This window comes from Rathayibacter sp. AY1E8 (assembly GCF_002931415.1).
GTDB lineage: Bacteria > Actinomycetota > Actinomycetes > Actinomycetales > Microbacteriaceae > Rathayibacter.
The window spans coordinates 22195-28498 of the sequence record NZ_PSVI01000048.1 but is presented as its reverse complement, the minus strand read 5'-3'; the positions used below and the strand labels follow the sequence as shown (position 1 = coordinate 28498).

The following is a 6304-nucleotide window of genomic DNA, read 5'->3' as shown; positions in this document are numbered from 1 at the left end:
GGTCACCGCGGTCGCCCGCGCGATCGCGATGCAGCTGACCACCACCGATCCCGCCCAGCGCGAGCTGGTCGAGCGGCTCGGCGGCTGCGACCCGGTGGTCGTGCAGGCCGCGGCCAGCGCGCACGACCTCGGCCACCCTCCGTTCGGCCACCTCGGCGAGCAGGCGCTCGACCGCCTCGCGCGCGAGCGGCTGGGGCTCGCGGAGGGCTTCGAGGGCAACGCGCAGTCGTTCCGGATCCTCTCCGAGCTCGACGTCTGCGAGACGGTGGAGGTGGGGCTGAACCTCACCGCCGCCTCCCGTGCCGCCGTGCTCAAGTACCCGTGGGGGCGGACGGTCCACCGCCCCGGCATCGACTCCGCCGACCCGACCGAGCTGCCCCGCGGCTCGACCGCCAGCCGGTGGGAGACCGCGCCGCCGAAGTTCTCGGCGTACACCCTCGACCTCGACGACCTGCTCGACGCCCGCTCCGGCTTCGCCGCGATCGCCCCCTGGCAGCAGACCCTCGAGTGCTCGGTCATGGACGTCGCCGACGACATCGCCTACTCGCTGCACGACCTCGACGACTTCTACCGCGCGGGAGTGCTGCAGCAGGCGGCCGTCGCCGTGGAGTTCCGCGCGTTCCTCCGCGAGCAGAACGCGCTCGCCGCCCTCGACGCCGAGGAGCTGTGGGCGCGCGCGCCCGGGCACTCGCTCGAGATGCTCCGCCGGAGGCTCGTGGCCCGCGACCCGTGGATCGCGAGCGACGAGCACTTCCGCGCCTCCGTGGAGCGGGTGTCGACCGAGCTGGTCGAGGGGCTCCTCGCGCTCCCCTTCGACGGATCGACGCGCACCGAGCGCGCGATCGAGGCCTTCGTCTCCTCCTGGATCGGCCGCCTGCAGCGCTCCGTGGTGGTGCTCGCCGAGCCGAACGTGCGCTCGGGCCACCTCTCCCTCCTCCCGGACGCCTGGCACGACGTGGCCGTGCTGAAGTTCGTGCACACCCGCTTCGTGATCGACCGGCCGGACTTCGCCACCTACCAGCGCGGCCAGTCGCAGGTGCTCGAGACGCTGGTGACCCACCTCGACGCCTGGCTGGAGGATCCGCGCGACGGCTCGCGGGCTCCGCAGAAGCTGCTCGACCTGATCGAGCTCGCGACCGACGGCTACTTCCGCCTGCGCGCCGACCACCCCGACTGGCTCCCGTCGGACGAGCGCGGCCGGCCGACCTCCGACCCGGCCGCGCTGCAGCGGCTCGGCCGGGGGCGCGGTGTGGTGGACTACGTCGCGACCCTGACCGACGAGCAGGCGATGGCGCTCGCCGCCCGCCTCCGCGGCGATCGCGAGCCGTGGGCGATGGGGACCTGACGCCCCGGCGGGTGGGTTGACACCGCGCGTCGCGTGTGGCCTCGGCGGCTCCCCACCCGTCGTTCCGGGGGAGGAGCCTCCGCCGGGCCGCCGAGGACGCGTTCCGCGACCGCCCAGCGGGCGTCCAGGAAGCGCAGCCTGAACGACAGCGTAAAATCACGGAGGCACATGCCAGGATCGACAACTCGACAGGGAGTTCCGTTGGACGGAAACGCAACGACCACGCACCGCAACGTCGCATTGCTGTCCGTCGCGACCACGCTGGCTCCGCGCGTGACCACCTCGGCCGAGATCGAGGCGCGGCTCGCTCCGGCGCTCAAGCGCCTGCGGCTCCCCACCGGGCTCCTCCAGCGCGTCGCCGGAGTGCACGAGCGCCGCAACTGGGGCTCCGAGCAGGGCTTCGACGGAGCGGCGATCGACGCGGGCAAGCGCGCTCTCGCCGAGGCCGGCGTCCGCGCCGACCAGATCGGCCTGATCATCAACACGTCGGTGACCCGCAAGCACCTCGAGCCCTCGGTCGCCGTGCGCCTGCACCACGGGCTCGGCCTGCCCTCGTCGGCCATCAACTTCGACATCGCGAACGCGTGCCTCGGCTTCGTCAACGGCATGACCCTCGCCGCGCAGCTGATCGACTCCGGCCAGATCCGGTACGCGCTCATCATCGACGGCGAGGACGCCGACGAGATCCAGGTCAACACCATCGAGCGCCTGAGTCGCGAGGGCGTCAAGCGCAAGGACTTCATGAGCGAGTTCGCGAGCCTGACCCTCGGCTCCGGCGCCGCCGCGGCCGTCCTCGGCCCGGCCGACGAGCACCCCAAGGGCCACCGCATCCTCGGCGGCATCACCCGCGCGGCCACGCAGTTCAACGAGCTCTGCGTCGGCAGCGTCGACGGCATGTTCACGGACGCGAAGGCGCTGCTCAAGGGCGGCATGGAGCTCGTCCTCTCGGCGTGGAAGGAGGCCACCCGCGACTGGAACTGGAGCGGGATGGACCGCTACATCACGCACCAGGTGTCGGACGTGCACACCGACGCCCTGGTGAAGGCGGTCGGCATCGACCGCAGCCGCGTCCCCACGACCTACCCCACCCTCGGCAACGTCGGCCCGGCGTCGATCCCGATCACCCTGGCCCAGGAGGCCGAGACCCTGCAGCCGGGCAACCGGGTGCTGCTCATCGGAGTGGGCTCGGGCATCAACACCGCGATGCTCGAGATCGCCTGGTGACCGCGCCCCACCCGGCCGAGCGGATCCGCGGAGCGCTCGGCTCCACGGCCGCGGCGCAGCTGCCCCCGGCCGGGCTCGACGGGCTCGATCCCGCGTGGTCGCGCCTCGTCGACGCTCCGGACGCCCAGGGCGTGCCGCGCCGCTGGCACCTGCTCGACACAGGTGAGGCCCTCGGCACGGAGCCCGTCGGCACCGTCCTCTGCGTGCACGGCAACCCCACCTGGTCCTACCTCTGGCGCCGCCTCGCGGCCGCCACGCTCGAGTCGGCCCGCCGGGGAGGCCCCGCCTGGCGGGTGGTCGCTGTCGACCAGCTCGAGATGGGCTTCTCCCAGCGGACCGGCACCCTGCACACGCTCGCCGACCGCGTGCGCGAGCTCTCGAACCTCACCGACGTGCTCGGCCTCGACGACGTGGTCACCCTCGGCCACGACTGGGGCGGAGTCGTCTCGCTGGGCTGGGCGGTCGACCACCCGGAGCAGCTGCGCGCCACGATGCTCCTGAACACCGCGATCCACCAGAGCGCCGACGAGCCGATCCCGGCCCCGCTCCGGCTCGCGCTCGCCTCGGGTGTGCTCGGCGCCTCGACGGTCGGCACGCCGGCCTTCCTCGAGACGACCCTCGCGCTGGGGCACCCGGCGCTGCCCTCCGCGGTGAAGGAGGGATACCGCGCGCCCTACCGGTCCGCGTCGCGCCGCGGCGGAGTGGGCGGCTTCGTCGCCGACATCCCGGTCGACTCCGCCCACCCGAGCGACCCGGAGCTGCAGCGCATCGCCGAGGGCGTCAGCGCCCTGACGACGCCGGCCCTGATGCTCTGGGGCCCGCTGGACCCGATCTTCTCCGACCGCTACCTCGACGACCTCGTCGACCGCCTCCCGCACGCGCAGGTCCACCGCTACGAGGGAGCGGGCCACCTGGTGGCCGAGGACGTCGACTACGCGTCCGCCGTCCTCACCTGGCTGGGCGACCTCTCCGACGGCGAGGAGCCGTTCGGCGGCGACCCCGCCCCCGACGTCCGACGCCCGACCGCGCCGGTCGAGCCGCTCTGGGCGCACCTCGACCGCAATGCGCAGGACGACTCGCTCGCCCTGGTCGAGATGGCGCCTCCCGGAGGCGGCGGGCCCCGCTCGGTCTCGTGGCGCCTGCTCTCGCAGCGGGTCCGCGAGCTCTCCGCCGGGCTCCGCGCCTCCGGCGTCTCCCCGGGCGACCGCGTCTCGCTCCTCGTGCCGCCCGGCGCCGACCTGACGGCGCTGCTCTACGCGTGCCTGCGCATCGGAGCCGTCGTGGTCGTCGCCGACGCGGGCCTGGGCCTGCGCGGTCTCACCCGCGCGGTCCGCGGCGCCTGGCCGGATCTGGTGGTCGGCGCCCTGCCCGGCCTCGCCGTCGCGCGGGCCCTCCGCTGGCCCGGCGGCCGGGTCTCGACGCAGACCCTGCCTCGCGCCTCCGCCTCGGCCCTCGGGGTCGACACCTCGCTCGGGCAGCTGATCGAGCTCGGCCGCGCCGAGCTGGCCGCCGACCCGGAGGCGCTGGGCGAGGCGCCCGCCGCCGACGCCGTGGCCGCGATCCTGTTCACCTCCGGCTCGACCGGCCCCGCCAAGGGCGTCGTCTACACGCACCGCCAGCTCGCCGGCGTCCGCGACGCGCTCGCCCGCCAGTACGGGATCGGACCGGGCACAGGGCTCGTCGCGGGCTTCGCGCCGTTCGCGCTGCTGGGCCCCGCGCTGGGCACGCGCTCCGCGACTCCGGACATGGACGTCACCGCGCCCCGTACGCTCACCGCGGCCGCCGTCGCCGCGGCCGCCGCCCGGGTCGACGCGACCGTGCTGTTCCTCTCGCCGGCCGCACTGGCCAACGTCGTGGCCACCGCCGGCGCGCTCGACGCTGACGACCACCGCGCCCTCGCCGGCGTGCGCACCTTCCTCTCGGCCGGCGCCCCCGTCTCGGCGGGACTGCTCGGCGAGGCGCAGGCGCTCATGCCGAACGCCTCCGCCCGCACTCCCTACGGCATGACCGAGGGGCTGCTGCTCACCGACGCGTCGCTGGAGGGCATCCGCGAGGCCGCCTCCGATGACGATCCGCGCGGAGGCGTCTGCGTGGGCGTGCCCGCCGCGGGCGTCCGGCTGCGGATCGCCCCGCTCGACGCCGACGGCCGCGCCGCGGACGAGCCGGAGGAGATCACCGGCACGACCGGCGAGATCGTCGTCTCGGCCGGTCACGTCGAGGACCACTACGAGCGCCTCTGGCTCACCGACCGTGCCGCCCGCGTCGGCGCCGTCCCGGGTGAGCGCTGGCACCGCACCGGGGACGTCGGGCGGATCGACTCCGCCGGCCGCCTCTGGGTCGAGGGCAGGATGCCGCACGTCGTCGTCACGCCCGACGGCGTGGTCACGCCGGTCGGACCGGAGCAGCGGATCGAGGCGCGCGTCGCCGCGGTCGCCCGCGCGGCGATCGTCGGAGCCGGCCCGCGCGGAGTCGCGCAGCTGGTCGCCGTGGTCGAGCTGCGCTCGGGCGCGCGCCGCGTGGTGCTGGCCGAGGAGGCCCTCGCCGCCGAGGTGCGCGCGGCCGTCGGCCGGCCCGTCGCCGCGGTGCTCGTCGTCCCGGCGCTGCCCACCGACATCCGCCACAACTCCAAGATCGACCGGGCCGCGCTCTCGCGCTGGGCCGAGGGCGTGCTCGCCGGCGGCCCGATGGTGGCTCCGTGAGGGTCCTGGTCACCGGCGCGAGCGGCCTGCTCGGCGGTGCGGTGGCCGCGGGCCTCGTCGCCCAGGGGCACGAGGTCCGCACCTTCCAGCGCCGGCCCGCCGGGGTCGCGGGCGTCGAGGAGGCGCGGGGCTCCCTGACCGATCCGCGCGCGGTCGAGGAGGCCGTCGACGCGGCCGAGGGCGTCGTGCACCTCGCCGCGAAGGTCTCGCTCGCCGGCGATCCTGGCGACTTCGACCGCGTGAACGTCGACGGCACCCGGCGTCTGCTCGCCGCCGCCGCCCGCGCCGGCGTGAGCCGCTTCGTCCAGATCTCGTCGCCCTCCGTCGCCCACTCCGGCTCCTCGATCACCGGCGACGACGCCGAGCCCGCCGATCCGGACCGGGCCCGCGGCGACTACGCGCGCACCAAGGCCCGCGCCGAGCTGCTGGCGATGGCGGCCGACGCCCCCGGCTTCGCGGTGGTCGCCGTGCGCCCGCACCTGGTCTGGGGTCCGGGCGACACCCAGCTCGTCGCCCGCATCGTCGAGCGGGCGCGCGCCGGCCGGCTGCCGCTCCTCGGGCACGGCCAGGCGCTGATCGACTCCACCTACATCGACAACGCCGCCTCGGCGATCGTCGCTGCTCTCGGGCGGGCGGAGGAGGTGCACGGCCGCTCCTACGTCGTCACCAACGGCGAGCCGCGCCCCGTCGCCGAGCTGCTCGCCGGGATCTGCCGCGCCTCGGGCGTCGAGCCGCCGCGCTGGTCCGTCCCCGCCTCCGTCGCCCGCGTCGCGGGATCACTCGTCGAGCGCGTGTGGGCCGTGCGGCCCGGCGCCGATGAGCCGCCGATGACCCGCTTCCTCGCCGAGCAGCTCTCGACCGCGCACTGGTTCGACCAGCGCCGCACGCGCGCCGATCTGCAGTGGAGCCCGTCGGTCACCCTCGACGAGGGTCTGGCGCGCCTGTCCGCCGCCCGCTGAGGCGCCGGCTCCGGAGACGACGGAACGGACGGGACTCCGTCGCCGAGGCGAGGGGGTCCCGTCCGTCCGGGGCTCCC

At 75.4% G+C, this 6304-nt stretch carries 4 protein-coding genes; all 4 read left to right on the top strand.

What is annotated here, in order from left to right; genetic code table 11:
* The coding region (dgt, locus tag C5C74_RS13270) for a dGTP triphosphohydrolase (RefSeq protein ID WP_104346862.1) at positions 1-1345 on the top strand (1345 nt) is incomplete at its 5' end.
* Between the two features lie 168 nt (positions 1346-1513).
* Positions 1514-2569 carry a 3-oxoacyl-ACP synthase III gene (locus tag C5C74_RS13265; RefSeq protein WP_104224183.1) on the top strand — a complete coding sequence of 352 codons (1056 nt, stop codon included), beginning with the start codon at positions 1514-1516 and terminating at the stop codon, positions 2567-2569.
* Entirely contained in the window at positions 2566-5268 is a 2703-nt protein-coding gene (locus C5C74_RS13260; protein ID WP_258064171.1) for an alpha/beta fold hydrolase, read from the top strand. Before C5C74_RS13265 ends, C5C74_RS13260 begins: the two co-directional genes overlap by 4 nt.
* Positions 5265-6227, top strand: a complete 963-nt coding sequence (locus C5C74_RS13255; protein WP_104351695.1) for an NAD(P)-dependent oxidoreductase — start codon at positions 5265-5267, stop codon at positions 6225-6227. Before C5C74_RS13260 ends, C5C74_RS13255 begins: the two co-directional genes overlap by 4 nt.
* Positions 6228-6304 lie beyond the last annotated feature (77 nt).

Coding starts and splice junctions, on each gene's coding strand:
- C5C74_RS13265 (WP_104224183.1), top strand. CDS start 1,514: ATGCCAGGATCGACAACTCGACAGGGAGTTCCGTTGGACGGAAACGCA.